Origin of the sequence: Marinobacter sp. CA1 (assembly GCF_020546665.1) — a bacterium.
Lineage (GTDB): Bacteria > Pseudomonadota > Gammaproteobacteria > Pseudomonadales > Oleiphilaceae > Marinobacter > Marinobacter xestospongiae.
In genome coordinates, this window is the sequence record NZ_CP071785.1 from 733,251 (window position 1) to 759,830 (window position 26,580).

Sequence of the window (26,580 nt, forward strand, 5' to 3'; positions counted from 1 at the left end):
ACAATGTTGGAGCTGGACCGGGTAGGGGTGGCGCTGGGGCCCAAGGCGATCTTCAATGACCTCAGCCTTACCATCGGGCCGGGGGAGTCGGTGTGCCTGGTGGGGCCGTCCGGGGCGGGCAAGACCACGCTGCTGCGACTGGCTGCCGGGTTGTTGGCGCCGACGTCCGGCGAGGTAACCAATGGCTTCCGCGAAACCTCGGTGGTGTTCCAGGAACCAAGGCTACTGCCATGGCGGCGGGTGACCGACAACATCGCCCTTGGCCTCAAAGCGCGCGGTATTGGGCGTCGGCATCGGCGTGCCCGGGCTCGTGAGCTGGCGGCGACGGTGGGTCTGGGGGAGAGTCTGGACTGCTTTCCCCATCAGCTGTCCGGTGGTATGTGCCAGCGGGTGGCGTTGGCCCGGGCGCTGGCGGTGGGAGCCGAGCTGTTGCTGCTTGATGAGCCGTTCAGCGCCCTGGATGTGGGGCTTCGCAGCGATGCCCAGCAGCTGATGCAACAGCTGGTGCAGGAGCGGGCGCTGGCCATGATGCTGGTGACCCACGACCTGATTGAGGCGTTGCGACTGGGCCATCGGGTGCTGGTGCTGGCCGGCTCTCCCGCAGATTTGGTGTACGAACTGCCCGTTACCACACCGTTTAACGAGCGCACGCCGGCCTGGCTCCATGAAGCCGCTGCCAGACTGTTGAGGCAGCCTCTGGTGCAGGCCAGCTTTCAACCACTGGTGGATCGGGAGGCCGCATGATGTCATGCCACCGTCGACAATTCCTGCAACTGCTGGCCAGTTCCGCGGTGCTTGCGGCGGTGCCGCTTGGCAGCTTCGCCCGAACGCCGGCGCTGACGGCTGCCACCCCCATGGGGCTGCCACAACTGATCCTCAGCCGTGCTCTGGCGGATGAGCGGGTCCAGGCCGCCACCGGGGGCACGGAACTGAAAACCTGGCGAGACCCGGACCAGCTCAGGGCCTGGCTGGCCCGGGCGGAAGTCAGCCTCACCGCGATGCCCACCAATGTCGCGGCCAACCTCTACAACCGGGGGGTGCCGCTGGTGCTGCTGAATGTGTGTGTCTGGGGCACCCTGGGCGTGCTGGGGCTGGCACAACAGGGGCCGCTGACGCGTCTGCAGGACCTGGCCGGTCGCCACGTCGGCATTCCCTGGCGAGGTGACATGCCGGATCTGGTGTTCCGCTACCTGTTGCAGCGGCAGGGATTGGAGCCTGGCCGGGATCTCACCATCAGCTATCAGGCCAGTCCGTTCGAGACGGTGCAGATGTTCGTGGCGCAGCGGCTGGATGCGGCGGTGCTGCCAGAGCCGGCACGCACCGCGACACGGCTGCAGGCCCGTCAGTTTGGCGCCGAGACCCGGGAGCTGGACCTACAGCAGGTCTGGGCCGGAGGTGGCGACGAGTCGCCGGGCTTGCCTCAGGCCGGGGTGGTGTGTCGGCGGGAATTGCTGGAACAGCAGCCGCAACAGGTGGCCGCTGTGCAGCAGGCGGTGGTGGATGCGGTGAACTGGATTGTCCAGAATCCCGAAGCCGCCGCGGAACTGGGCGCTGCCCAATCCGCACTGTCCCGGCCGGTGTTTGCCGGGGCCATTCCCCGTACCCGGCTGGCGATGGTTCCGGCAGCGCAGGCCCGTCCGCAACTGGAATCGTTTCTGGGGGCCTTGTCGGCGCTGTCACCGGCGTTTATCGGGGGCAAACTGCCGGACAATGGCTTTTACCTGCCGGCTGCTGACGGGAGGAGAGCAGGGTGACGTCGAACCCTCCCTGGCAGGGCGCGTGGCTGGCCTATGGTTTTCGGCCGTTCTTTCTGCTGGCGGCGGCGTATGCGCCGCTGGCTCTGGTGCCCTGGGTCGGGGCTCTGTTGCAGCAGTTCGTGTTGCCGATGTCGTTATCGCCGCTGGTCTGGCATGGACACGAGATGCTGTTCGGGTTTGCCTTCGCCGCGCTGGCCGGGTTCCTGCTGACGGCGATCCCGTCCTGGGCCGGTGTGCGACCACTGACCGGAGCCGGGCTGGCGTCACTGGTGGGGTTATGGCTGCTGGGCCGGGTGAGCTTCTGGTTTGGCGCCAGCCTGCCGGTGTTGGTGGTGGTGGCGCTGAACCTGATGTTCTCGTTGGCGTTGTTGGCCTGGGTACTGCCGTCGCTGTTGTTGCCCAGGGGGCGGCGCCACCTCAGTCTGGCGGCGGTGCTGGGCGCGATGGTGATGGTTCAGGCGGCTTTCTACGGTGCCTGGCTGGCGCCCGCCGCCGGTTTGCCCGCGCCGGCGACCCTGCTCAATACCGGGGTCAACCTGATGGTGTTGATGGTGGTGTTGACCCTGTCCCGTATTCTGCCGGTGGTTACCCAGGCGGCGCGCCGGGACGCCGGGCTGCTATCCCCGTGGCGACTGTCACCGGCCCGGGCCCACCTGGCGGCCGTGACTTTGGGGCTGTTTGTGCTGGCGGACCTGTGGGCGCCAGGGCATCCGGTGACTGGCTGGCTGGCGCTGGCCGCGGCGGCGGCCCAGGCAGACCGTCTGTCGGAATGGCCCTGGGGGCGGGCAATGGCGCGGCTGTACCTGTTGCTGCTGACGCTGGCCTACCTGTGGCTGGTGGCGGGATTGGTGCTGGTGGGACTGGCAGCGCTGAGCGACGCCTGGCCCGCCTACGCCGGTCGTCACGCACTGTCGGTGGGGACGCTGGGCACGTCGATCCTGGCGGTGTTCTGCATCGCCGGCCTGCGTCACACCGGGCGACCACTGCGCCTGCCTCGCCTGCTGTGGCCTGCGTTGCTGACGCTGGCGGCCACCGCGGCCCTGCGGACCCTGGTGCCGCTGTGGCTGCCCCAGTACTACCTGATGGCGGCCGTGGCGCTGCCGTTCCTGTTGTGGGCTGCGACCTTCGCCTGTTACCTCGTTGGCTACGGTCGCATGCTGGTGACCGCCCGGCCGGACGGCTTGCCCGGCTAATCGACGGGCACTCTTTCTCTGCCGGGAGGTACGTTTCTGCTGGGTGGTGCTTTTCTACCGGAAAGTACTTTCCGCCGGGAGGTACGCTGTCTGGCCGGATCAGGCTGTGACCGGATCACCCTGGCGGTGGTCCTCAAGCACGCGACCGCATTGCACACAATCCGCTTCATGCTCCGGGTCCACCCAGGGCTCGGCGAGGGCCTGACGACACCAGTCCTCCAGCGCCGGCAGGGTACGGATCTGGTCCATGTACGCCTGTACCTGTGTATCCTGGCACAACCCATAGGTTTCAAAGCGCAGCACGATGGGGGCGTAGAACGCATCCACCGCCGAGAATCGGTCGCCGGCCAGGAAAGGGCCGCCAAAGCGTTCCAGTCCCTCCAGCCAGAGTTGGTGGATTCGCTCGATATCCCGGACCAGGTCGGCAGGGCGCTCGGTCAACTCCACGCGCAGGGCAATGTTCATGGAACACAGGTCGCGCATGGTGGTAAAGCCGGAATGCATCTCGGCGCAAGCGCTGCGGGCCCAGGCCCGGTTATCGGTGCGGGAGGGCCAGACCTGGGGGTGACGTTCCGCCAGGTGCTCGACAATGGCGAGTGAATCCCACACCAGCAGATCGCCCTGCTGCAGGGTCGGTACCTTGCCGCCGCCTCCAAGCGCACGGAACGGCCCCCAGGCGCTGTCATCCCCGAACGGCAGTAATCGTTCTTCAAACGGAATGGCGAGTTCTTTCATCAACAGCCAGGCGCGCAGCGACCAGGACGAGTAGTTCTTGTTGGCGATGTACAGCGTGGTCATCGGTCGTCTCCTTGACAGCGGTGGGGTGGAGTCAGGCATGGGTCGTGTCATTGCTGGTGGCTTGGTGGCTCCGACAGTTTGAATTACCGTAGCTTGCCGGGTGGTGATAGGTCCATCAATCATATGCGTACGGGCGTTAACGTGAGGTGAACGGCCCGTTTCCAATACCGGTTTGGGCGATGCCTTCGGATTTCTTTCGCTTTGATGTTTCTCTATACTTTGTGGCGGTTCACATCCCTGAATCCGTTTTTCTGGCAGTCCTGTCCGAGCCTGGGCCCATTCCTGTTCCTGCCGTGTAAGCCATCCGTTCGCCACTGAAGAGGTTCTGTACTGTCGTGAGCGCCTTGTCCGAGAATATCGTCGCCGATTGGGAAGCCCTGTTGGGGGCGGAGAGTGACACCAGCCTTGCAGAACTGTCGCTGGTGGTGAACCGTCATTCCCAGGTGCTGGCTGACCACTTCTACCAGGTGATGATGGAAGACGAGAGCGCCAGTGTGTTCCTGTCCCACGATCAGGTGCGCCATCGCCTCCATGGTTCCATGAAAACCTGGCTGGAGCGCCTGTGTACGGTCGATGAGCATTACGACATGCGGGCGGTGATCGCCCAGCAGATCAAGGTGGGGGAGATTCACGCTCGCATTGATGTGCCGGTGCATCTGGTGCTGCGGGGGGCTCGGACCCTCAAGGACCGGTTCCGGGAGTTGCTCGGCCAGGCGGTGGACGTGCCGGTGGAAGATCACCGCCACTGTTTCGGGCTGTTCTGTAACCTGATGGATCTGGCGATGGAGATGATGAGCCAGGCCTACGCCGTATCCCACGATCGCAAGGCGCGCACCAGCGAGGCGTACCGGCTGTTCTCGATCAGCCAGAACCTGTCCACCGAGCGGGAAAAGCAGAAAGCCGCATTGCTGGACTGGGAAAACAGCCTGATGTTCGATTCCGCCATGGGCATCGCCGCCCACAAACTGCCGCGGATTGAGGATTCGGAGTTTGGTCTGTGGTTCCGCCATAAAGGTGCCCATGCGTTCCAGGGCGCAGCGGAAACCGATCTGATCATGGAGGCGATGGCGGAGATTGATCACGTCCTGCTGCCCCTGTTCAACCTGGATGGTCTGGAGACACTAGAGCGGGTGGAAAAACTGCGGGAGATTCGTGGCCAGGCCAAGGGCATCCACTATCAACTGGAAACCCTGTTTGACCAGAGCATGGAACTGGAATCCGGTAAGGACGTGCTGACCCGCCTGCTCAACCGTAAGTTCCTGCCTGCGGTGCTGACCCGGGAGGTCCAGTTCTGCCGCAAGAGCAACCGGGGCTTTGCCGCACTGCTGGTGGACATCGATCACTTCAAGAACGTCAATGACCGCTATGGTCACGAATCCGGTGATCTGGTGTTGCAGCAGGTTGCCACCCATCTGACCAACAGCTGTCGCAGTGGCGATTTCCTGTTCCGCATGGGCGGAGAGGAATTCCTGATCATCCTGGTGGACATCAAACCCGACAGCGCCCTGCGGGTGGCTGAGCAGATGCGCACTCAGCTGGCCGCGGACCCGTTACTGTTGCCCAATAACCAGAAACTCAACATCACCGCCAGCATGGGCCTGGCCCTCTACGATGGCCACCCCGACTACCAGAGAATCCTCCGCAAGGCCGACGACGCCCTCTACCAGGCCAAAAACGGCGGTCGCAATCAGGTTTGCGTGGCGGAGTGATCTGGGGCCCTGACCGGACTTGTTGGGCCTGGTTGAAAATGCTTTACTGCCAGAGTGTAAAAAAACCAACAAGGATAGTTAGTTATGAAAAGCACCTTCGTGATGACGGGCTCGCGGGGCTGGTCCTTATGTGCCCCTGTTCTGGTTGCTGGGTTGTTTCTGGGAGGGTGTGGAAGTGACTCTGACGATGAGGCCGAACCCGATCCCGCTCAACCGGAACCACTTGAACTGAAATCTATTGATCCGGCGGAGTTTTCCTCGCCTGATGACGTGGCGGTCCTGGCCGGCACATTGTTCTTTGACCTGGCCAGCGCCAGCTCATTTGATGAAGATCGTCTTCAGGCCGGGCGGGTACCAGCGTCTTACCCGTGGTGTAACGATGGCGGCGAGTACGTTCCTCCCCCGCCTAGTGGCGAAATTTTCGCCACACCGTTTCTTGATGATGAGTTGTTGGAGGGGGTGGGCGTCTTCTACATGCAGTGTGTGACCAATGACGAGATGGTTAATGGCTTTGTTTTTAGTGGATCTGAAAGCCCTCGGCCAGCTCAGCCCAATATTGTGATCGCAGGGTATGAGGGTACTTCAGATGAACCGCATTTCCTGATCGAAGGCGATGATGGTTCGGCGCTTGAGTTCCTGGGAGTAAGTCATCAGAAGGTTACCAGCACGGGCGTCCAACGCTACAGTCGTTGGACGGTTGCTTCCCAGTTTTCCAGTCCTTTCGGCAAAGCCGCTTTAAACGTGCAGATGCAGTTTGGTAAGCGCCTAGCTCCAGATTTTTTCGGTTACGGCCCCCATGACAATTTCGTGACTTGGAGCACCTTTTTCACCCGTGAGGTGACCCATGTGGGTAACTCCGGCAATACCGAAGTCGAACTGAATGGTCTTTGGGGTATTCAATGGGCAGACGACTGTGGTGGTGGACTGGTTGAACTGGAAACTCTGGCACCGCTGCAACAAACCGAGGCCAATGAGCCCTACATTGCCGGCAAGCTTCGTTTAATGGCGGCGGAGAAGGCAACTGATGCTGAACTGGTGGGCCCAGATGAATTGGTCGTCACCCTGGATGGCGTCTCCCGAAGCTACAGCAAGTCGGATGTGAACGATTTGGTAGAAGCGTGCGTGACGCAATAGCCTGCCGAACCCACTAATCCGAAAGCCCCGTTCCGGCTCTGTCAGAGGGCTGGGGCGGCGGCTGAATCAGATATCTCTCAAAATAGCGTTGCACAATGGCGTTGACGTCAATCTTATTGATGCCCTGATTGAACACCCGTTGCCAATTCTGGGTGCTATTTGATCTTATTGCGGGCAATCACCTCAGCTTGCTTGGGTGTAGGGATGTAATCTTGAACCACACGGCTCGCGGGTTGTGTCCTATATTCCTCGAAACTGAGAATGTCGGCGATTCCGCAGAGTCCTCCGCCAGGGCGACGACGCCCTCTACCAGGCCAAAAACGGCGGTCGCAATCAGGTTTGCGTGGCGGAGTGATCTGGGGCCCTGACCGGACTTGTTGGGCCTGGTTGAAAATGCTTTACTGCCAGAGTGTAAAAAACCAACAAGGATAGTTAGTTATGAAAAGTACCTTCGTGATGACGGGCTCGCGGGGCTGGTCCTTCTTTGCTCCTGTTCTGGTTGCTGGGTTGTTTCTGGGAGGGTGTGGAAGTGACTCTAACGATGAGGCCGAACCCGATCCCGCTCAACCGGAACCACTTGAACTGAAATCTATTGATCCGGCGGAGTTTTCCTCGCCTGATGACGTGGCGGTTCTGGCCGGCACATTGTTCTTTGACCTGGCCAGCGCCAGCTCATTTGATGAAGATCGTCTTCAGGCCTGGCTGGCACCAGCGTCTAACCCGTGGTGTAACGATGGCGGCGAGTATCTACCTTCCCCCCCTAGTATCGAGTTTTTCGCCACACCATTTCTTGATGATGAGTTGTTGGAGGGGGGGACCGGCACCTACGTGCAGTGTGTGACCAATGACGAGATGATTGATGGCTTTGTTTTTAGTGGATCTGAAAGCCCTCGGCCAGCTCAGCCCGATATCGTGATTGCAGGGTATGAGGGAGGTGAAGATGAACCGCATTTCCTGATCGAAGGCGATGATGGTTCGGCGCTTGAGTTCCTGGGAGTAAGTCATCAGAAGGTTACCAGCACGGGCGTCCAACGCTACAGTCGTTGGACGGTCGCTTCCCAGTTTTCCAATCCTTTCGGCGAAGCCGCTTTAAACGTGCAGATGCAGTTTGGTAAGCGCCTAGCTCCGGATTTTTACGGTTACGGCGACGCCCATGACGATTTCGTGACTTGGAGCACCTTCTTCACCCGTGAGGTGACCCATGTGGGTAACTCCGGCAATACCGAAGTCGAACTGAATGGTCTTTGGGGTATTCAATGGGCAGACGACTGTGGTGGTGGACTGGTTGATCTGGAAACTCTGGCACCGCTACAGCAAACCGAGGCCAATGAACCCTACATTGCTGGTAAGCTTCGTCTCACCGCAGCCGAGAAGACCGCTGATGCTGAGCTGGTGAGCCCGGATGAATTGGTCGTTACCCTGGACGGTGTCTCCCGAAGCTACAGCAAGTCGGATGTAAACGGTTTGATAGAAGCGTGCGTGACGCAATAACCTGCCAAATCCACTAATCCGAAAGCCCCGTTCCGGCTCTATCAGAGGGCTGGGGCGGTGGCTGATTCAGATACCTCTCAAAATAACGCTCTACGATGGCGTTGACGTCGATCTTCTCGATGCCCTGATTGAACACCCTTTGCCAGCGCTGGCCCGCCGGTGTTGTTTCAAAGGCTATGTGAAGAGTGCGCTTGGCTAATAGTTGCGGGTTCATCCGAACCTGATCTTTGACTTCAGCGGCCCATGGGTTGTGCAGGGTCAGGTAGTCCAGAACGTAGCGATCAATCACCGCCGCATCGACCCTTCCTGCTGCCACCTTGAGGATGTTCTGGGTGTCCGTCAGCACCGGATGCGCTTCGATCTCTCCTCGTGCAATCGCCCCGTCCAGTTCGGGGGTATTGATGTAATCCTGAACCACACCGAGTCGATAGCCTCGCAGATCTGCAACGGTTCGCCATTCAATGGGCCTCGCCGTAGATTCCACCAGCCCAAGCGGGCTGTCCCCGATGCTCCCTGAGACAGAGAACGCGTCCGATTCCAGGAAATACTCTGGAATATAACCGACGTAGCGGGCTTCCTGGCGGGCGGTGGCAATGGTTCGGGACCAGGGGAAGAAGTCCACATCAAGCTGATGCCCCATGGCCTCGAAGGCCGCCCTGGCCACGGCAATGGAAGCGCCGTTCTCGGGCAAATCGGCACCGCTGTAAGGTGGCCATTCCAGCGAAGTAAGGTGCACGGTTTCAGCGCGGCTGGATTGAGCCACGAGGGTGAGGAGTGTAAAGACAAGCCATAGAGCAACAGGACGCATGGTGGTCGCGGTATCCACAAAAGCACAGTAATTGTAGTCCAAAAGTTATTACGCTTTGACTGCCGCGGTGGATGTGAGTCGGTTTCCGCGAGTTAAAGAGCGTGCATTGATAGTGGGTGGTCACTCTCGAAAATTGGTGTGTCACAAAAGGTGACAGATAGTTCTGGATGGTGTTTTATGAGTCGTTTCCTGACGCGGTGCCTTGTGTCTCGGGCTTGTGTCGAGTTTGTCGCCATTCTGATTTTCTGTCGATTAATCATGGAAATGGCAGTAACTTCATCTGTTAGTTTTTCAGGGAGAGCAATTTTGAAAATGATGCGTCTGGCCCCGGCTCTGTTGTTGGCGGGGGTGCTTGCTGCGTGCGGTTCCGGCAGTGATTCCCCCGCAAATGAGAAACCGGTCGATCAGCCCGGTGATGTACCACAGCCGCCGGCCAATGGTGATCTGGTGGACATCGCACCGGCACCGTCTCCCTACAACCGCGACGTGGCGTTTGAGTTGACGCTGGCCTACCAGTCGCAAGTGACCCATTTGGACGTGAATGAAGACGGTGTCTGGTGTGACGTCAGGCGCCTGGGCGGCTATGGCAACGACCTGTATACAACCTGGAACTGGCAGCCGGGCTGGGCGCAGAGCCTGCAATGTCATGTGGGCGCCCAGCAGATCTTCAGCCACCAGCCTGACGATGGTGCGGTGATTGTGGATATGGCGATGCTGGAGGCCAACCGCATTCTGGTGCTGGAGGCTGTGGCAACTGGCCGGTTCATCGGGGCAACGCCGGATCAGGAGGTGGATGACAGTGCTGAATTCTATGAACTGCGCCTTACCCAGCTAGACGGTAACGGCGAAGTGCTTCAGCAGCGCTGGCTGGAGGATACGCCAAACGGAACCGAACTCAATTTTTACTCCTACGATCTGGCGACAAAAGAGGTCTCTTATTCGGTATTTGAGGCTTTGAGCCATGACGATCGTCCCCAACTGCCCCTCAACGGGTTTGCCCGGTTACAGGTTCAGGATGGTGTGCCTTACCTGCTGGCGCATACCTATGGCGTTAAGGTCTATCGCCTGAACTCCGACCTGACGGTGGCCTGGGATCAGCAGGTGATGCCCGCCTACCCCTGGCTTTACAGGGAAAAACTGAGCAACGACAGCCGTCTGGCCATTCGTGAGGATGGTTCCGTTGCGGTGGCCTACGAACTCTTTGACGAAGACGTTGCTGTCTACAACGCCCATTTCGGGCAACCGCTGTTGGATGCCAACCCAGGCGCTGATATCGGTGTCACGGTTCTCAGCCCGGACGGCCAGCCGGAGCGGGCATTCCTGGCTGGTATGCGGGATCACAGTGAAGGGATTAATGCCCTGTTCTGGCAATCCGATGAGCTGATCCTGACTGGTTCCACGCTTCACGAGAAAGCGGATGCGGCTGGCGGCACCACTGAGTGGGATGGTTACGTGGCCAGGGTAGACAGTACTTCCGGCGAAACCACCCAGTCGCAACTGCTCCATATCCACGACGAAGACGTCGCGTACGATGCGCTACTGACTGACGGTGGTCGCTTGCTGATTGCGGGTAAGTCAGGCTATGGCCAGGCCGATACCGGCAGCCAACTCAATTATGGCTATGGGGTGATCTACGAAGTGAGTGACGACGGCAAGGTCGAACCGCTGCTGAAGCTGGACCGGCCGCGAGATTCGGTGGTGAGAGGCATCCAGGTTGTTGGTGATACCCTGTATTACCGCTTCGACTTTGACGGCTTCATCACCCATACCTGCGACAATGACGATACCCAGTGTTGGCTCAAGTCAGGAGTGAGCAACTTGGCCTTGGATTGAGCCATTCTTTAATCGGGATCGGGATCGGGATCGGGATCGGGATCGGGATCGGGATCGGGATCGGGAAAAGAAAAGGACGGCGATCCCTGCCGGTCCAAAAAGGCGTCAGGCCAGTGCTTGGCGCCGGCGTGTTGCGCCGAGCAGCAGCAGGCCGAGAGCCAGCAGGGTTACGGCCCCCGAAACGAATGCCGGCATTCAGTCGATAGACGAACCATTCGTCCGGCCGATTGCCGGTACCAAACTTGAACTTCGGATGGGAATGAGGCTCCTTAAGTAAAAGCCTCAATAAATGAGGGCCCTCATGTGCGGCCGCTACAACGTTATTGATGATCCGGACGTCCGTCATTTGATGGATATTCTGGGCATCCAGCTCTACCCACAAACCCGCTACAACATCGCCCCCGGTGGCAAGGGGCAGATTGTCTATCACCGGGAAGGGCAGCGTCTGTTGGACGATGCCTACTGGTCTCTCCTGATAGAGCCTCGTCCAGGTGCCTCAGGTTACCGCCCGTCACCCCGGTACAGCACGTTTAACGCCCGTGCGGGCAAACTGGGCAGCAGCCCGCTATGGCAAAAACGCGTCCGCTACCAGCGCGCGATTGTCCCCGCCAGTGGCTTTCATGAGTGGGTCGGCGAGCGGGGGAGCAAACAGTGCCATAACATTCGCTTGGCCGAGGAGGCCATCGCTTTCGCTGGCCTTTACGAAGTGTGGAACTTCAATGACGAAGCGGTCACCTCATTTACCATCGTCACCCTGTCGCCTCATCCCCGGTTCAGTCATATCCACAGCAAGAGTATTCCGCTGATGCTGACGGAAGACGAATACGATCTGTGGCTTGATCCCGATCTGACCACCACCGACCCATTGCAGCCACTGCTGATTTCCCGGATTCGTCAGCCTCTGGTAATTGAGCCAATCCGCTCACCGGAGAGTCTGGAGATCATCGGGCCGGTGGAGAGGTTGACGGCTGACGGGGCGCGGTGACTTGATGAATACTTCCGCACAGTCTCCCGGTTTGCGGCGCATCCCGGGAGAAGTTGCTGCCTGAATCAGTATCGGAACTGGGCTATCTGCGTGTGGAGGCCTTCGGCAAGTCTTGCCAGTTCCTCGCTGGCCGCGGATACCTGCTCTGTGGAGGCGGCAGACTGGTCGCCGATGTCGCGGATCTGAGTCATGTTCTTATTGATGTCCTCGGTAACGGAGATCTGCTGATCTGCGGCAGTGGCGATCTGGCTGTTGTAACGCCGTATTTCTTCAACGGCATCCGCAATGGCCTGAATCGCCGTACCGCCCAGTTCTGCCCGTTCCAGTGTCTGCTGCGCCAGCTTGTGTCCTTGCCCCATGCCCGACACCGCCGTTTCGGCGCTGGTCACCAGGTTGCCGATCAGTGCTTCAATTTCCACTGCCGACGTTTGTGTTCTCTTGGCCAACGATCTGACCTCGTCCGCCACCACGGCGAAGCCGCGTCCCTGCTCCCCGGCGCGGGCGGCCTCAATTGCGGCATTCAGGGCTAAGAGGTTGGTCTGCTCCGCAACCGCTTTGATGACATCCAGCACTGTACCGATATTATCGGTTTCCGCTTTCAGAGTATTGAGTTGCTGCATCACCGAGGTGCTCTGCGAATTCAGCTCGGATACAAAATTGAGGGTTTCGTTCGTAGCCGCTGTGCCACTTTCAGTCTTATCGCTGCAATGGTTCGTGGACTGAAAGGCGGCTTCGGCGCTTCTGGCGACTTCGCTGACCGTTGCCACCATCTGGTTCAACGCGGCGGCAACCTGGTCTGTTTGCGACTTCTGTTCGGCGACCCCCATGTTGGTCTGATGGGTAACGGTGGACAGTTCCTCCGATGCCGAGGCGATACTGGAAGCCCCCTGATTGATTTCCTGAATCAGCCCGCGGAGATTGGTGACCATCATGCCAAACGCGGTCAGCAGCAGGCCGAACTCGTCACCGCGATTGCTACGGCTGTCGACGGTGAGATCGCCCGACGCGACCTTGTTGGCAATGGTCAGTGTTTCGCGGATCGCGTGCGTTATTGAGCGTGTCAAAGTCCATGCCACGATGGCTGCAACCAACATGGCCAGGGCGGTAATGCCGATGATTTCGATAACCGTCAGGTCATAGCGCTCTTCCATCAGGATACGTTCCCGTTCCTTCAACTCCTCCGTTTTGCCGATAGCGTTGTGAGCGGCTTCGTACAGCTGTTCTTCTATGGAAGCGGTGTTTGCTGCCCCGGCGGATATGCTCGCCGTGTAGGTGCTCAACAGAGACTGATAGTCTTCGACATCGGCGCGTATCTGTTCGACCAGGTACCTGTCTTTTTCGTTGTCGATCAGCGCCACCAGCGCTGCCAGAGCGGCGTTGGTTTGCGTCAGATAGTCGGTGGCTCGATCAACGGACTCGGCATTCTCGTGAATGCGATAGTTTTTCTCCTCCCGCTCAGCTTCCAAAAGCGAGATCTCTGCCTTGTTGGCCTGTTTCAGTATCGACACGCGGTGGTTGTAGTCGTTGAGCGAGGTGATGCTCACGACCGAGACGATCAGGATCAGCAGCACCAGAGCCGCAAAGCTGAAAGCCAGCTTCTTTCCTACAGCAAGGTTTCCCCAAAAAGCACTCATCGATTTTTCCTTTGGCAGCCGCTTCCCTTCGAGTCATTTGATCGTCCACCAGAACGGTATACGACATCTTGGTCGTGATTTTTGGTTTGCTTTGTAAAATGTTTGCAAAGTTAATCGTGAGATTAGCTCAGGACCAGGTATGTGCCATTCGCAGCGGCGGGCTAAGTTGTTGGATTCTGGTGCCTGCAGGTGGGGTCGAACCACCGATACTGGGGGTTCAATTTGAAGGAATAGCGTAATTCTTAAAATAATCAATGATTTACGTTTACTCAGTCCTGCGCCAAGCCACACAAGGCTACGATTCGGTTGATACTTGGCGCTGAAGCCTTTGTTATGCTCTGGCTACCACCGGCGATTTTCAACCCAGCCGCACAAGGACGATGCATGCCCGCTGAGACTGTCGCTATAAAACCCGCGCTTCACAACGAATTTCGAGCAATGACGAGTGGCCTTGCAGCCTTCTCTGTCGCAACGCTGCTGATGTTATTGCAAGGGAGCTTCGGTGAACCGAACCAGTTCACAGCAATTGCGGCAATCCTTTTTACAGCGGGTGTGCCGATCAGTGTCTCGGCATCAACTCTTTCCTTGTTCTTTTCCAGACGTCCTCATGTGCCGGTATGGGCGAACAGCCTTCTGGATACGTTGATGAGCTTGGGGTGGGGCGGAGGTATTGTCGGTTTTGGCTTTTTGCTCTTCGCAAAGGATGGCCTGCTGGGAAAGATCTTTTTAGGCTCTGAGGTGGACCCAATCAGTTGGACAACCTGATGGTGTCCCTAAGCTATGATTCGGTTGTTTCCCTGGCTCAGGCTGCCAGAGAGATGGGTTGCCCGTAGTACACCTCATCGGGCGTTTGGTATTCAAGGGTTTGGTGGTACCGGGTCTGATTGTAATGCCGAAAGTACCGGTGGAGCGCCTGTTTCAAGTGGTGTCCATCCTCGAAGGCTGTGAGGTAGACGCACTCGTGTTTGACGCTGCGCCAGAGCCGTTCCACGAAGATGTTGTCATGGTAGCAGCCCTTGCCGTCCATGCTGATCCGGATGTCATGATCTTTGAGAACGCCTGTGAAGGCTTCACTGGTGAACTGGGCACCCTGATCGGTGTTGAAGATCTCCGGCGTTCCATGGCGCTGTAGGGCCTCCTCCAGAGCATCGATGCAGAAGTCTGTGTCCATGGTGTTAGAGACCCGCCAGGACAGCACCTTGCGGCTGTACCAGTCGATGACGGCGACCAGGTGCATGAAGCCCCGGGCCAGCGGAACGTAGCTGATGTCAGTCGCCCACACCTGGTTGGGGCGGTCGATCTTCAGCCCTTTGAGCAGGTACGGATAAACCTTGTGCCCATCACCCGGAATGCTGGTCCTGGGCCTTGGATACACCGCCTGGATGCCCATGGTGCGCATCAGCCGCTGCACCCGCTTGCGGTTTATCCGGTGGCCCTGGCGTTCCAGGTGGACTCGCATCTTACGAGAGCCATAGTACGGCGTTTCCAGATACTGCTGGTCAATCAGGTACATCAGATCCAGATCCTCCTGACATTGCTCACGAGGGACGTAGTACACCGATGAGCGGCTCAGCTTGAGCAACTCACACTGGCGCACAATGCTGACTTGGGGATGACCACGCTCGATCATCGCCAACCGGCGTTGACGGCTTACTGATCGAGCTTGCGCGACAAAAAATCGCGTTCCACTGTCAGTCGGCCGATCTCGCGATAAAGCTCGTCAGAACTGGGCTCGCTGGACTGTTTGCCGGTCTTCTTCTTGCCTTCGAAGAGGTCCGGGGCATTCTCCAGCAGCTCGCGTTTCCAGTTGCTGACCATGGTCGGGTGAATCTCGAACCGGGCAGCGATTTCAGATGTGGTCTGGTCACCCTTGAGCGCGGCCAGAGCGACTTTGGACTTGAATGATGCGCTGTATTGCTTGCGTTTCTTGCTCATGATTCTCCTCCTTGTGGAGATGATGAATCAGAGCTTGGGCACCTGTCCAAAATTTGGGGTCCACTTCACTCAATCATTTTTGCCTTTGTAGCATTTTGTGTAATTGCTTACCTCGTGGGGGAGCATGATAAGAAAGCAAATGCGAAAGAAACGAACAGTGACGGTGACATTGCCCCGGAAATCGAAGACCCGGCGGTTGAAATCAGGGAGGGCTAACTTTGACGGGCTACAAGGTAATCATGGAAGACGATGTATTCCAATGGTCCGGTGAAACTGGCGCTCGATACCACTATCGTGCTTCTGCGGCTCCTGATTCTTAAGCGGGGTAGCTATGTTTTCAACAGTTGAGCTGCGTTATATCAGGCAATGCTTGAAGCAAAAAATCGAAACAGAGCGTGAAGAGCTGAAGGGTATGGATGAAGACAGTGATGAATACATGGAAAAGGCAAATGACCTGATGGCGCTGGACTCAATCGTCGCCAAAATAGATAAAGGAAGGGGTGCAGGTAGATAGTTCAAACTGAGTCAACGTTTAGCGCATTGGTTTATTTATAAGAAACTATGAAAGTGAGCTAACTTTTATGGAAATTCCAAAATCATGGGCGCCAATGCTGGTGTCCGCTGTCAGAGATGCCGTTCGATACAATGAGCGCTTGCTCACAAGCGAAACACTACGAAACCGCGCTGACTATGAAGAGCACCTGGTCCAGCTCACCCAGTTTCTTGAATACGTGAAGGACGAGTATCAGGCAATCGAGGGGGACGTTGGCATTCCGCTAAAGAAGCTGCTCTAAATCGCATTAGTTGATTCTGAGGCCGACAGGAAGTCAGGCCGAACGCGACACCTGCCTAGTGGTGTGACCTGCCAGGGAGAGTCCTGGCTCTATAGTCTTTAACGACATCCTCTACGACACTCCGATACTGTTGATGTGGTATTGTCGTCGGTTCCGTGAGCTGAGGGCTCGCTAACAATTACTTTGGGGATCATAGGGATATGAAAAAGAAGTTAATCATTTCGTTTTTTGTGGTTTTTTTGATCGTTCTTGCCTTGCCTTTCGTTATCAAGGGGCAATCAGTCAACTTTTCGGGCGTTGAGATTACCTTGTTTCCTGGGCACCCGGCACAAGAAGTCTTGGAAGAGTTTTCGATCCCGGAGCCTTATGGCGCTAGCGGAGAAATGGAGTTGATAAACCTTGATGGGAATCAACCATATATGGCTTCTTTTGGCTTTAAGGTTGAAGACGAAGCGGCTGTATATTTGGCAAGAGAGTATTATATAAATCAGTGTGATAAAAATGGGTTTTTTGAGCCTGATGATATGGAAGTAAGGTCAAGCCCTAAGTTACTTTGTAGAAAGAAGGGGGAGGATTATACGCATAGATTTTTATTTGAGCACAGCTGTGATGCTAGTGAGTGCGAAGTATTTGTCCAGGTAAGGTCAATATAGAGAATCTTTGAAAAGGAATTTCGTATGACTGAAAGATCAGATATTGCACCAAACTCTAATGGTTGGAGTCGGCTGAGTTACACATATCATTGCGGTTGGGTTGACTGGGGGCATGCAATACCCGATGGTCCGAGAGGCCTGATCGACCAACTGAGAGATCAAGATCTTGGGAAAAATATGACGCCGGGAGGGCTGGATATAGTCTTTAATGGAAAATCGGCTTTTATAATGAAGTATCGCCAGAATATGGGTTGGAGAAGTATTAGAGTTGGAGCGCCCCGGCACTGGATTGTAAAAATAAAGCCTGACTGAGCAAGAACTTCTAAGCGTTCGCGCACATCGCTATAAAAAGAAGATCCTTATTCCAATTTCATCCAACGCCTCGGCCACTAAATTCCCAGTTTTACTTTGCTCAATCAAACCTGATGGACTATCTTATTTTGGCTTGTCTCAAGTGGTCTGTTGTAGTGATAAGCATGTTGATGAATCATAAAAGGATGAATGATATGGCTTATGCGCAATGGATTAGTATTACCATAGAACCCAAAAACTATGATGTAACCATTAAAAACGTCACCAGTGATTGGGGTAAGTTCTACTCTGGCAGTAAAGACAACGAGGTATCCCCGGAAGACATTGAGGGGAAAGTGATCAAAGCCGGAGAGAAGTTCACCATCAGTTCGTGCGGACGGTCAGACTCAGCTTCCGGTACGGAAGGCTCTTTTGATCTTTACCATGGCAGTTCGCATGTGGGTAACTACTACTGGGATTGTCCCTGGGGTAGCAAAACCAACACCTCCACCTGGACCGCCGACAACTCCGAGTACATCACTCAGGTCACCGGCGGAAACCTCGACAGTGGTGCAATCGGGAACGTACAGCTGGTGAGCTTCTACACCAGCTAATCGCCGTGTTCCTAAGCAGTAAGGCCTGGGGAGTCTCTCAGGCCTTCAAGAAACACGGCTCGGCCCATCGCCAGCCACTTCATCATGAAAGGCGGCGATATTCTCACGCTTCAAAAAGTCTTAGGGCATTCAGATATTAAGCTCACGATGAGGTACAGCCATCTTTCGCCACAATTCATGCAGAAGGTCGTCGAGATAAATCCTTTGTCTATCGTTTACGGTGGCTAGGTGACCAACTTAATAAGGAGTCATCGATGAAAAATGCCGACATGCACGAAAAGTGGATGGAAAAATGCGATCTGGCGCGTGAAGCGCAAGAAACGTACAACCAAGATCCTACCCCGACGAATCTCTCAGAGTTGCAGAAGGCACTCTATGAGCGAGGTTTGTTTGAGGAAGAGATAGACCCTAGTGCAAGTCACACTCATAGGCCGTAATTCTGTGTGGACACTTCGTGGACACCAGAAACAACAAAGCCCGCACGAGGCGGGCTAAGTCATTGAATTCGTGGTGCCCGGAGGCGGAATCGAACCACCGACACGGGGATTTTCAATCCCCTGCTCTACCAACTGAGCTATCCGGGCAAGTCGCTGCTGTGCTGCAACGGGGCGCTATTAAACCGGTTTCGCCGGGGTGAGTCAAGGCCGTGTTTGAAAAAAGTTTGAAACTTTTCGGTCTTGCTCAAACCCTGATCAATTCCGGGCTTATTGCTCCGGTGGCACGTAGCCTTCGGCCTGGTCGAAGGGCTCGTTGTTGAAGAAATGGTCCATCTGGGCCTGAAGGTATTTGCGGGTGTCCGGGTCCATCAGGTTGAGGTGTTTCTCGTTGATCAGCATGGTTTGCTGGTGCTGCCATTCCTGCCAGGCTTTCTTGGAGACGTTCTGGAAAAGCTCCTCGCCTTTTTTGCCCGGCATGGGGGGGAAGTCCAGTCCTTCGAGGTCCTGCTGGTATTTGCGGCAAAAGACGGTACGGCTCATGGCATCTCCTTCTGTGTCGGTGCCTGCGGGTGTGTCTGGACGATAGATGATAACAGAGGCCCGCTAGATCAGCGCAGCCTGTGCGGGTTCGGTCAGTAGCGTGCGGATGGGGGCGGGCAGGCCCAGGGTCAGGGCCTCGTCCCGGTGGAACCAGCCGTGGTCGGGGGCTTCATGGACGCCGGTGTGGCCTACGGTCAGCAGCCGGGCGGGCTGGATGTGCAGGTGGTAGTGGCTGAAGGTGTGGCGGAAGCCGGCCTGGGCGATCGCTTCGCTGCAGGTCAGGCCGAAGGTGTCGGCACAGGCGTCTGCCAGCTCTTCCAGGTTGTAGGCCGGGTCCAGCTCCGGCAGGCTCCACAGGCCGCCCCAGATGCCGCTGGGTGGGCGTCGTTGCAGCAGCACCCGTCCCTCGTGGTCTTCCAGAATCAGCATCCAGGTGGTTTTCTCCGGCTTCTGTTTCTTCGGCTTGGAGCCTGGGTACAGACCCACCTCGTCCCGGGCATAGGCCTCGCAGGTGGCCACCACCGGGCAGTCCTCACAGGCGGGCCGGCTGCGGGTGCAGACCATGGCGCCGAGGTCCATGATGGCCTGGGTGTAGTCCCGCACCCGTTGATGTGGGGTATGGGTTTCGGCGTGTTGCCAGAGGCGATTGAGCACAGCGGTCTGGCCCGGCCAGCCGGGCACTGCATGGTGTCGGGCCAGCACCCGTTTGACGTTGCCGTCGAGGATGGTGGCCCGCTGCTGGAACGCCTGGGCGAGAATGGCGGCGGCGGTGGAACGGCCGATGCCGGGCAGGGATTCCAGCTCATCCTGGTTGCCGGGAAACTCGCCATCGAACCGCTCCATCACCTGCTGCGCGGCTTTCTGCAGGTTTCTGGCGCGGGCGTAGTAGCCCAGGCCGGACCAGTGGCTGAGGACGTCGTCCACCGGGGCGGATGCGAGTTCATGAACGCCCGGGAAGCGCTCCATGAACGCTTCGAAGTAGGGGGTGACGGTGGTTACCTGGGTCTGCTGGAGCATGATCTCCGAAACCCAGACCCGGTAGGCGTTGCGGTTGTGGTGCCACGGCAGCTGCTTGCGGCCGTGGCGGTCGTACCAGCCCAGCAGGCGCTGGGCGAATCGGTCTGGCATTACTTGAACAGCCCCCGGATGGCGTCTTTGACCTTTTCGGCGTCCTCGCTGTCGAGGCGCTCGTCCAGTTCTTCGTTGATTCGCTCTTCAGCCCGACGGCGGCCGCGGTCGATCTCTTCTTCGGCCTTGGCGCGGGCGGCGTTTTCGGCCATGTCCTTGAGGGTATCGCGGAAGCGGGAACCATCGAAGGAGCAGAGCTTGGCGGTGTCGCCGTCCAGGCTGCCGCGGCATTCTACCGGAATGATGACGTTCTCCACATACTTGGTGACCCGGCAGGCCTCGTCGCGGTGAATCTCGCCGACGATTCGCAGGCCGGCTTCGTAATCCACCTCGCTCTGTGCCAGGTCGACGGTGCCGTTGCCCTCCAGCCGCATGCCGGCCAGGGCGGCCACCAGGTCGCTGTTGGTGAGGGTATTGCCGTCGATCACCAGGGTGCCGTGCATGTCGTTGAATGGCGTGGTGGTGCCCCAGCCGGTGTCGCCCAGTTGATCCTGGTTGGCCAAGGCGATGCCGCGACAGGCCATACGGGTCAGGTTCATGCGGGTGAACTGGCCCTCCGCCAGATTGAAGTCAATCCGGCCCTTGGCGTTGCTGCGGATGGCTGCCATGGAGTTGCCGTTGGTGCGCACGTCCACCACCAGGTTGGCGGCACCGTCGAGCATGTCCAGTTCTGCCAGGTCTGTGAGCAGCGGTTGCATCTTCACGCCGGTGAGATCCTGGCGAACCTGCCACTGCGGGTTGTCGCTGCGGGCGTCCAGGGTGGCGGAGGCCTTCATCTGGCCATCGTAGAGGTTGGCGCTCAGTTGCTCGGCTTTCAGCAGGCCGTTGTTGCCGGTGATCACCGCCTTGAGATCGCTGATGGTGAGGTTGCTGGCCACCAGTTGGCCGAGCCCGAGGTCAATATCGAGGCCCAGTCCGCGCAGGGTCTCCAGTGGCAGCAGGTCTGCCTCCGGGTCGCTGGCGGCCTGGGCCGGTGCTTCGCTTTCCGCTGCCGGGGCAGCTTCATTGTCGTCGCCGGCAGGCGGCAGGTAGCGGTCCAGGTTGAAGCTGTCGCCCTGTAGCTTCAGAGCAATGGCGCCGTTGCTGAGGCCGTAGCGGGCGTTGCCCGTCAAGGTGGTGTCATCCAGCGCCAGGGAAAGGTTGTCCAGGGTGACCTGGCCTGCCGGGCCGTTGAGGTTGGTCTTGAACGAGACCGCCTGCAGCACGTCTTCGTCGGCGGTCTCGATCGGTGCCTGTCCGAGGGCGGCGAGCAGTTCCTGCAGCGAGAATTCCGCGATGTTGAGGTTGCCGGCAAGCTGCGGCGCGTCACCAAATCCGTTGACGCTCAGGTTGCTGGTCAGCGACAGGTTGGCCACGGTGACCTTGAGGTCGTTGATTGAGGCGGTTTCGTTTTCAAGATCGGCGGCGAGGGCGCCGGTCAGGCGGGTTTCAACGGTTTGGGCGCCGAAAGGTTCCCCGCTGAGGGCGAACTTGCCGTCAAGACCGTCCACATCGAACCGGTTGAGCGCTTCGTTGGCGGTCAGGTTGGCGCGTACCGAACCATCCACGGCCATCTGGGGCTGGCCCAGGGCGACCCGAAACGCCAGTTGCAGCGGAAAGCTCTTGCCCAGGGTGATGGCACTGGCGTTGGCGGTAACGCCTTCCAGAGCAAAGGACTGGCCGGTGGCCTGATCGTCGTAGCGAACGCGGGCGTTGCTGATCTGGACGCTGTCGACATTGAAGTTCAGCGGCTGCTGTTCGCCGCTCTCCGTCGACGTCACCTGCGATGGTTGTTGGTCGGCGGCCTCGGCTGCGGTAGCGGCAATGTCGCTGGTGGACTCCGGTATGATCCGGGTCCAGTTGCCTTCGCCCTGCGGGTTCACCACCAGGTGGGCATCCAGACCGTCCAGGACAAAGGTGTCCACCTGCGGCGACATCTTCACCAGCGACCAGAAATCCAGCTGCGCCACCAGTTGCTCCAGTGCCACAAAGCGTTCGCCCTCAAGGTTGGCTTCCACCTTGTTCAGCTCCAGGCCAAGGGGAATGAACGACCAGCCAATATCACCCTCCAGCACCAGATCCAGATTGGTGGCTTTCTCGACCACCCGTTCGATCTGCGGTTTGTAGGTGTTGGGATCGATGACGGCAACGGCAATGGCGACAGCGGCGGCGGCCAGCACAATGATGGCCAGCACGGCGAGCACCAGGTAACGAACAGCTTTCATGGCGTTTGCGTCCTTTCTGATGTATCTGGGCCATCAGTGTAAACCGCTCTGACGGCCTGGGGGATCCGAAGTTGTCCAGAGGCTTACTTGATCGAGGATATCTCAGGCATAGCAGAATTAAACCCGAAGAGTATGACAATGCGTTAGTGTTAGGCCAGAATAGGCCCTTTGCCGAACCCAGGCGCGAAAGGTCTTTGTTATTTTCAGGCCCCGGTCGCCCATTGGACGGACCATACGGGACATTCAAAAACAAGAGGAGTCGTTTGTGGCTATCACCGTATCCATTGAGCTGAGTCGGGAGTTCGAAATTCCGGCGGGTTATGACGAGGTATTTGATCTGCTGGCGGATGTTCCCCGGTCGGCGGCTCATTTCCCCAAGGTCGACAAGCTGGTGGACCTGGGCGACAACGCCTATCGCTGGGAGATGGAAAAGATCGGTGTCGACAAGCACGCGATCCAGTCGGTTTATGCCAGCAAGTACTACGCCGATAAAGACGCCGGCAGCATTACCTGGGAGCCGGTGAAAGGCGAGGGCAATGGTGTGGTAAAAGGGTCCTGGTCGATCCGCGCCAACGGCGACAGCGCCACCGCGCTCAAGTTCAAGACCACCGCCGAGTTGACCCTGCCGCTGCCGAGCCTGCTCAAGCTGGCGATCAGTCCGGTCATCAAGCACGAGTTCAACAGCCTGGTCGACACCTACGTCGCCAACCTGAAAAAGGCCTTCTGAACCTGCCGGGCCGGCGACCGCTCGCCGGCACCCCTTGTCCGCCGCTTCCTGCTGTTCATTAGCCGATGGCTAAGGCCTCGATAGTTCCTGGCAGGGGACGCTGGCGGGCAGAATAGGTATAATCCCCACTCACTCGATTTCCGGCGCTATGCCGTCCTTTTGTACTGGAGTCCCCATGGCCGAACGTAAGGCTCGGGTAGAACGCGATACCCTTGAAACCCAGATCACGGTTGAGATCAACCTCGATGGCACCGGTAAGGCCCATTTCGATACCGGCGTCCCTTTCCTTGAACACATGATGGATCAGATCGCCCGCCATGGTCTGGTGGACCTGAACATCGTGTCGAAAGGGGATCTTCACATCGACGATCACCACACCGTGGAGGACATCGGCATCACCCTGGGGCAGGCGTTCAAGCAGGCCGTGGGTGACAAGAAAGGCATTCGCCGTTATGGCCACGCTTATGTTCCGCTGGATGAAGCACTCTCGCGGGTGGTGATTGACCTGTCCGGACGTCCCGGTCTGATCATGGATGTGCCCTACACCCGTGGTGCGGTGGGTGGCTTTGACGTCGATCTGTTCGAAGAGTTTTTCCACGGCTTTGTTAACCACTCCATGGTCAGCCTGCACATCGATAACCTGCGTGGCAAGAATACCCACCACCAGATCGAGACGGTGTTCAAGGCCTTTGGCCGTGCCCTGCGCATGGCCATTGAAATGGACGAGCGCATGGCCGGGATCACCCCGTCCACCAAAGGTGCGCTGTAACCGGCTGGAGTAGGTAAACGATGAAGACCGTCGCCATTATCGATTACGGCATGGGTAACCTGCACTCCGTCAGCAAGGCGGTGGAGCATGTGGCGCCCGATACCCGGGTGCTGGTCACCGACGACGCCGCTCTAATTCGCGAGGCTGACCGGGTGATCCTGCCCGGAGTTGGCGCCATCCGCGACTGCATGGCGGAGATCCGTCGGCTGGGGGTGGATGAGCTGGTGAAAGACGTCTCCCGGGACCGGCCGCTGCTGGGTATCTGCGTTGGTATGCAGGCGCTGATGTCCCGCAGTGAGGAAAACGGCGGCGTCGACTGCATCAATCTGTTTCCTGCCGAGGTGCGTTACTTCGGTGAGGGGCTGACGGAGCGGTCCGGCTCCCACGCTGGCGAGCGCCTCAAGGTTCCCCACATGGGCTGGAACGAGGTCTATCAGACCCAGGACCATCCGCTGTGGCACCACATCCCGGATGGCGAACGGTTCTATTTTGTGCACAGTTTCTACGCCGAGGCCGAGCACAATCCGGACCTGGCCGGCCGCACCCATTACGGCGTTGACCTGGCCGCTGCGGTTGCCCGGGACAACATCTTCGCCGCCCAGTTCCACCCGGAGAAGAGCCACAACGCCGGCCTGCAACTGCTGAAGAATTTCGTCAACTGGACCGGCGCCTGAGCCGGTTCTGATGCCCAACTGACAACAACGGATTCCCTCTCATGCTGATTATCCCCGCCATCGATCTGAAAGACGGCAAGTGTGTACGCCTGCGCCAGGGCCGTATGGATGACTCCACGGTATTCTCCGACGACCCCGTCGATATGGCGGCCCGCTGGGTCGACGCCGGTGCCCGGCGCCTGCACTTGGTGGACCTGAACGGCGCCTTTGCCGGTGAGCCGGTGAATGGCGAAATCGTGCAGGCCATCGCCAAGCGTTTTCCGGATCTGCCAATCCAGATCGGTGGCGGTATCCGTTCTGCCGATACCATCGAGGCTTACCTCAAGGCCGGTGTGCAGTGGGTGATCATCGGCACCAAGGCGGTGAAAGAGCCGGAATTCGTTACTGAGATGTGCCAGCGCTTCCCTGGCCACATCATTGTTGGCCTGGACGCCAAAGACGGCCGCGTGGCCACCGACGGCTGGGCCGAAGTCTCCGAAGTGATGGCCACCGATCTGGCCAAGCGTTTTGCCAGCGATGGGGTGGATTCCATTGTCTACACCGACATCGCCCGCGACGGCATGATGCAGGGTGTCAATGTGGAAGCCACCGCGGCCCTGGCCGAAGCTGGTGGTATTCCGGTGATTGCCTCTGGCGGTGTCACCAACATGGACGATCTCAAGCGTCTGGCGACCGTCGCCGACAAGGGTATCCTGGGGGCCATCACCGGCCGCGCGATCTATGAAGGCACCCTGGATGTCGCCGAAGCCCAGGCCTACTGCGACAGCCTGTAATTTCGAATCTACTGACTAGCGGAGCGCACACTCATGTCTCTGGCCAAACGCATCATTCCCTGTCTCGACGTCGACAAGGGCCGGGTGGTGAAAGGGGTCAACTTCGTCGATATCCGTGACGCCGGTGATCCGGTGGAAGTGGCCCGCAAATACAACGAGCAGGGCGCGGATGAGATCACCTTCCTCGACATCACCGCCAGCCATGAAAGCCGGGACACCACCTACGAGACCGTGGAGCGGATGGCGGCGGAAGTGTTCATCCCGCTCACCGTGGGCGGCGGTGTGCGCACCGTGGACGACATCCGTAAGCTGCTGAATGCGGGCGCCGACAAGGTCTCCATCAATACCGCGGCGGTGTTCAACCCGGAGTTTGTGCGCGAGGCCGCCGAGCGGTTTGGCAGCCAGTGCATCGTGGTAGCAATTGATGCCAAGAAGGTCAGCGGTGACGGTGAGCCCGAGCGCTGGGAGATCTTCACTCACGGTGGCCGTAAGCCCACCGGGCTGGACGCTATCGAATGGGCCCGCAAGATGACCGAACTGGGCGCCGGCGAGCTGCTGCTGACCAGCATGGACCGCGACGGCACCAAAGTGGGCTTTGATCTGGGTCTGACCCGGGCGGTCAGCGACGCGGTGTCGGTACCGGTGATCGCTTCCGGCGGCGTTGGCGAGCTCCAGCATCTGGCGGACGGTGTGACCGAAGGCGGCGCCGACGCGGTACTGGCCGCGTCGATCTTCCACTTTGGTCAGCACACCATTCCCGAAGCCAAGGAAGCCATGCGAGCCCAGGGGATTGAAGTCCGGCTCTGACGACCTGAGCCTGATACCGGTAGCAGAAGGCAGACCTCCAGCGGGGGCCTGCCTTTTTTTATGGCTGACGCCTGGTGGGGCGCTTGGCGAGGGTGGGCGCGACGGGTTGTTTCTCGCCCTCGGCAAACATCGTCTGGTTGTTGTTGCGCAGGGCCCAGACGGCGCTGACGGTGGCGACGGCAATGCCCTGCTGGTCCAGCTGCGGCAGGTGCTTTTCGAGGTAGTCCACGGTGACCTGGTGGGGATGGCCGATGCCAATGGCGCTGCCATTGCGCCTGGCCAGCTGAACCAGGCGCTTGAACTGCTGGTCGACGAACTCCTCGGTCTGCTTGTGATCGAGGAACACATCGCGGGTCAGGGTGGGAATGCGGTAGGCCTCGGCGACATCGCTGGCGACGGAGCTGGCAATGGTGCGGCTGTCGACGAAGTACAGCGGGTAGCGGTACAGCTCCGACATCACCCACTCCATGGGTTCGATCCGCTGGGTCAGCAGGCTGCCCATGTGGTTGTTGACACCCTGAACGTGGGGGATTGCCTGCAGCGAGCGGCGCAGGGTGGTGATCACCTCCTGCCGCGACATGCTGTTGGTGAGACCGCCGGGGCCCAGGTCAAAGTTGTGGGTATTGGCCATGGGCGCATGGAGCATGATCTCCTTGTTGCGTCGATGGGCCGATTCCGCCAGTGATCGGGTAAAGCGCCGGTAGGGCAGGAACGCCAGGGTAATGGGCTGGTCGAGGGCGATCAGTCGCTCGCCCTCCCGCAGGTTGTGGCCCATGTCATCTATGATGATGGCGATGGTGGGCGGCACCGCCTGGCCGTTGGCCCCGGGGGCGTCGGCAAAGGCGGGCAGTGACGCCACCAGGGCGCCGATCAGCAGTAGCAGGCGTAGCAT

28 protein-coding genes, 1 tRNA gene and 1 pseudogene are annotated in these 26,580 nt (G+C 58.6%); 21 read left to right on the top strand and 9 right to left on the bottom strand.

Translation table 11 applies throughout. The annotated features are described in order from the left end of the window. Positions 1-3: 3 nt before the first annotated feature. Genes J2887_RS03385 through J2887_RS03395 form a run of 3 tightly spaced genes read left to right on the top strand, consistent with a single transcriptional unit; the run spans position 4 to position 2,950 of the window. Positions 4-744 carry an ABC transporter ATP-binding protein gene (locus J2887_RS03385; protein ID WP_227174050.1) on the top strand — a complete coding sequence of 247 codons (741 nt, stop codon included), beginning with the start codon at positions 4-6 and terminating at the stop codon, positions 742-744. After that, a complete protein-coding gene (locus tag J2887_RS03390) occupies positions 741-1,754 on the top strand; it encodes an ABC transporter substrate-binding protein (protein ID WP_227174052.1) in 1,014 nt (337 codons plus the stop codon). Before J2887_RS03385 ends, J2887_RS03390 begins: the two co-directional genes overlap by 4 nt. After that, complete coding sequence (locus tag J2887_RS03395) at positions 1,751-2,950, top strand: NnrS family protein (RefSeq protein ID WP_227174053.1); 1,200 nt, start codon at positions 1,751-1,753, stop codon at positions 2,948-2,950. Before J2887_RS03390 ends, J2887_RS03395 begins: the two co-directional genes overlap by 4 nt. 99 nt (positions 2,951-3,049) lie before the next feature. Here the strand turns inward: J2887_RS03395 and J2887_RS03400 are convergent, their stop codons facing one another. After that, positions 3,050-3,748 (bottom strand): glutathione S-transferase family protein, encoded by a 699-nt coding sequence (locus tag J2887_RS03400; RefSeq protein WP_227174055.1) that lies wholly within the window; start codon positions 3,746-3,748, stop codon positions 3,050-3,052. 335 nt (positions 3,749-4,083) lie between these two features. On the opposite strand from J2887_RS03400, the gene J2887_RS03405 reads away from it, so the two are divergent. The 3 genes from J2887_RS03405 (at position 4,084) to J2887_RS03415 (ending at position 8,082) form a co-directional block, all read left to right on the top strand. Then, entirely contained in the window at positions 4,084-5,457 is a 1,374-nt protein-coding gene (locus J2887_RS03405; RefSeq protein WP_227174056.1) for a GGDEF domain-containing protein, read from the top strand. A gap of 84 nt (positions 5,458-5,541) precedes the next feature. Next, on the top strand, positions 5,542-6,591 hold the full coding sequence (locus tag J2887_RS03410; RefSeq protein WP_227174058.1) for a hypothetical protein: 1,050 nt from the start codon (positions 5,542-5,544) through the stop codon (positions 6,589-6,591). 438 nt (positions 6,592-7,029) lie between these two features. Then, on the top strand, positions 7,030-8,082 hold the full coding sequence (locus tag J2887_RS03415; RefSeq protein ID WP_227174059.1) for a hypothetical protein: 1,053 nt from the start codon (positions 7,030-7,032) through the stop codon (positions 8,080-8,082). A 13-nt stretch (positions 8,083-8,095) separates the two neighbouring features. Here the strand turns inward: J2887_RS03415 and J2887_RS03420 are convergent, their stop codons facing one another. After that, a complete protein-coding gene (locus tag J2887_RS03420) occupies positions 8,096-8,932 on the bottom strand; it encodes a substrate-binding periplasmic protein (protein WP_228752839.1) in 837 nt (278 codons plus the stop codon). Positions 8,933-9,196: 264 nt separating this feature from the next. Between J2887_RS03420 and J2887_RS03425 the strand changes: the two genes are divergently transcribed. Further along, entirely contained in the window at positions 9,197-10,723 is a 1,527-nt protein-coding gene (locus J2887_RS03425; protein WP_227174060.1) for a hypothetical protein, read from the top strand. A 301-nt stretch (positions 10,724-11,024) separates the two neighbouring features. Next, complete coding sequence (locus J2887_RS03430; RefSeq protein ID WP_227174061.1) at positions 11,025-11,708, top strand: SOS response-associated peptidase; 684 nt, start codon at positions 11,025-11,027, stop codon at positions 11,706-11,708. A 65-nt stretch (positions 11,709-11,773) separates the two neighbouring features. Here J2887_RS03430 and J2887_RS03435 read toward each other — a convergent pair whose 3' ends face one another. Then, complete coding sequence (locus tag J2887_RS03435; RefSeq protein ID WP_227174063.1) at positions 11,774-13,342, bottom strand: methyl-accepting chemotaxis protein; 1,569 nt, start codon at positions 13,340-13,342, stop codon at positions 11,774-11,776. A 384-nt stretch (positions 13,343-13,726) separates the two neighbouring features. Between J2887_RS03435 and J2887_RS03440 the strand changes: the two genes are divergently transcribed. Further along, a complete protein-coding gene (locus J2887_RS03440) occupies positions 13,727-14,107 on the top strand; it encodes a hypothetical protein (RefSeq protein WP_227174065.1) in 381 nt (126 codons plus the stop codon). 37 nt (positions 14,108-14,144) lie between these two features. On the opposite strand, the gene J2887_RS03445 is transcribed toward J2887_RS03440, so the two are convergent. After that, positions 14,145-15,277 (bottom strand): IS3 family transposase gene (locus tag J2887_RS03445; protein ID WP_227174066.1). Its coding sequence is split into 2 segments (ribosomal slippage): positions 14,145-15,007 and positions 15,007-15,277, totalling 1,134 coding nucleotides; the frame shifts between segments, so codons are not numbered across the junction. A 331-nt stretch (positions 15,278-15,608) separates the two neighbouring features. Here J2887_RS03445 and J2887_RS03450 point away from each other — a divergent pair. The 7 genes and pseudogenes from J2887_RS03450 (at position 15,609) to J2887_RS03480 (ending at position 18,066) form a co-directional block, all read left to right on the top strand. Continuing rightward, on the top strand, positions 15,609-15,791 hold the full coding sequence (locus J2887_RS03450; protein ID WP_227174068.1) for a hypothetical protein: 183 nt from the start codon (positions 15,609-15,611) through the stop codon (positions 15,789-15,791). Positions 15,792-15,930: 139 nt separating this feature from the next. Beyond that, positions 15,931-16,071, top strand: coding sequence for a hypothetical protein (locus tag J2887_RS03455; protein WP_227174069.1), 141 nt, complete (start codon positions 15,931-15,933; stop codon positions 16,069-16,071). Between the two features lie 200 nt (positions 16,072-16,271). Continuing rightward, positions 16,272-16,724 (top strand): hypothetical protein, encoded by a 453-nt coding sequence (locus J2887_RS03460; RefSeq protein ID WP_227174070.1) that lies wholly within the window; start codon positions 16,272-16,274, stop codon positions 16,722-16,724. 24 nt (positions 16,725-16,748) lie between these two features. After that, positions 16,749-17,036, top strand: a complete 288-nt coding sequence (locus J2887_RS03465) for a hypothetical protein (RefSeq protein ID WP_227174071.1) — start codon at positions 16,749-16,751, stop codon at positions 17,034-17,036. 194 nt (positions 17,037-17,230) lie between these two features. Beyond that, entirely contained in the window at positions 17,231-17,629 is a 399-nt protein-coding gene (locus tag J2887_RS03470; protein ID WP_227174072.1) for an aegerolysin family protein, read from the top strand. Positions 17,630-17,677: 48 nt separating this feature from the next. Continuing rightward, positions 17,678-17,857, top strand: a pseudogene (locus J2887_RS03475) (tyrosine-type recombinase/integrase); the annotation flags it as partial. A 26-nt stretch (positions 17,858-17,883) separates the two neighbouring features. Further along, positions 17,884-18,066 carry a hypothetical protein gene (locus J2887_RS03480; RefSeq protein ID WP_227174074.1) on the top strand — a complete coding sequence of 61 codons (183 nt, stop codon included), beginning with the start codon at positions 17,884-17,886 and terminating at the stop codon, positions 18,064-18,066. Between the two features lie 71 nt (positions 18,067-18,137). On the opposite strand, the gene J2887_RS03485 is transcribed toward J2887_RS03480, so the two are convergent. The 4 genes from J2887_RS03485 to J2887_RS03500 form a co-directional block, all read right to left on the bottom strand. Beyond that, positions 18,138-18,213 (bottom strand) — tRNA-Phe (locus tag J2887_RS03485). A 120-nt stretch (positions 18,214-18,333) separates the two neighbouring features. Beyond that, positions 18,334-18,606: an oxidative damage protection protein gene (locus J2887_RS03490; RefSeq protein WP_227174075.1), complete on the bottom strand. Its 273-nt coding sequence runs from the start codon at positions 18,604-18,606 to the stop codon at positions 18,334-18,336. A gap of 63 nt (positions 18,607-18,669) precedes the next feature. Then, complete coding sequence (gene mutY / locus J2887_RS03495) at positions 18,670-19,734, bottom strand: A/G-specific adenine glycosylase (RefSeq protein WP_227174076.1); 1,065 nt, start codon at positions 19,732-19,734, stop codon at positions 18,670-18,672. Next, entirely contained in the window at positions 19,734-21,938 is a 2,205-nt protein-coding gene (locus tag J2887_RS03500; RefSeq protein ID WP_227174077.1) for an AsmA family protein, read from the bottom strand. Before J2887_RS03500 ends, mutY begins: the two co-directional genes overlap by 1 nt. 265 nt (positions 21,939-22,203) lie before the next feature. On the opposite strand from J2887_RS03500, the gene J2887_RS03505 reads away from it, so the two are divergent. From J2887_RS03505 to hisF, 5 genes are all read left to right on the top strand, one after another. Continuing rightward, on the top strand, positions 22,204-22,665 hold the full coding sequence (locus J2887_RS03505) for an SRPBCC family protein (RefSeq protein WP_227174079.1): 462 nt from the start codon (positions 22,204-22,206) through the stop codon (positions 22,663-22,665). Between the two features lie 175 nt (positions 22,666-22,840). Further along, positions 22,841-23,434, top strand: coding sequence for an imidazoleglycerol-phosphate dehydratase HisB (gene hisB / locus J2887_RS03510; protein ID WP_227174081.1), 594 nt, complete (start codon positions 22,841-22,843; stop codon positions 23,432-23,434). A gap of 20 nt (positions 23,435-23,454) precedes the next feature. Then, the gene (gene hisH, locus J2887_RS03515; protein ID WP_227174082.1) at positions 23,455-24,108 is read left to right on the top strand and encodes an imidazole glycerol phosphate synthase subunit HisH; all 654 of its coding nucleotides are present in this window, start codon (positions 23,455-23,457) and stop codon (positions 24,106-24,108) included. Positions 24,109-24,149: 41 nt separating this feature from the next. Further along, entirely contained in the window at positions 24,150-24,881 is a 732-nt protein-coding gene (gene hisA / locus J2887_RS03520; protein WP_227174084.1) for a 1-(5-phosphoribosyl)-5-[(5-phosphoribosylamino)methylideneamino]imidazole-4-carboxamide isomerase, read from the top strand. 33 nt (positions 24,882-24,914) lie between these two features. Then, positions 24,915-25,688: an imidazole glycerol phosphate synthase subunit HisF gene (gene hisF, locus J2887_RS03525; protein WP_227174086.1), complete on the top strand. Its 774-nt coding sequence runs from the start codon at positions 24,915-24,917 to the stop codon at positions 25,686-25,688. Positions 25,689-25,746: 58 nt separating this feature from the next. Here hisF and J2887_RS03530 read toward each other — a convergent pair whose 3' ends face one another. After that, positions 25,747-26,580: a divergent polysaccharide deacetylase family protein gene (locus tag J2887_RS03530; RefSeq protein WP_227174088.1), complete on the bottom strand. Its 834-nt coding sequence runs from the start codon at positions 26,578-26,580 to the stop codon at positions 25,747-25,749.